1 protein-coding gene is annotated in these 271 nt (G+C 44.6%); it reads right to left on the minus strand.

The genetic code is table 11. The features are described 5' to 3' along the window. Window positions 1–159 precede the first annotated feature (159 nt). Window positions 160–255 carry a hypothetical protein gene (locus SB764_RS40390; protein ID WP_410866809.1) on the minus strand — a complete coding sequence of 32 codons (96 nt, stop codon included), beginning with the start codon at window positions 253–255 and terminating at the stop codon, window positions 160–162. Window positions 256–271: the final 16 nt, after the last annotated feature.

Raw genomic sequence — 271 nt, forward strand, 5'->3', positions numbered from 1 at the left:
CTTACCGCTTCAGCGGTAAGAATGAAGCTGGTTCATTAAACAAACCAGATGCGATGGTAATTGGGTAACTACGTTCCCCGAGAGTAACGACAATCCTCTCCATAACGCGACATCCACCTTAATTACTGTACCCGCAGACGAGTGTATATAAAGCCAGAATTAGTTGCTTTCCAGCATGTGAATAATCTGGTTTGCAACCACTTTAGCGCTTTGATCATCAGTACGAATGGTCACGTCGGCAATCTCTTCATACAGCGGATTGCGTTCATTG

The organism is Paraburkholderia sp. SIMBA_027 (assembly GCF_046535315.1).
In the GTDB taxonomy this organism is placed as follows: domain Bacteria; phylum Pseudomonadota; class Gammaproteobacteria; order Burkholderiales; family Burkholderiaceae; genus Paraburkholderia; species Paraburkholderia tropica.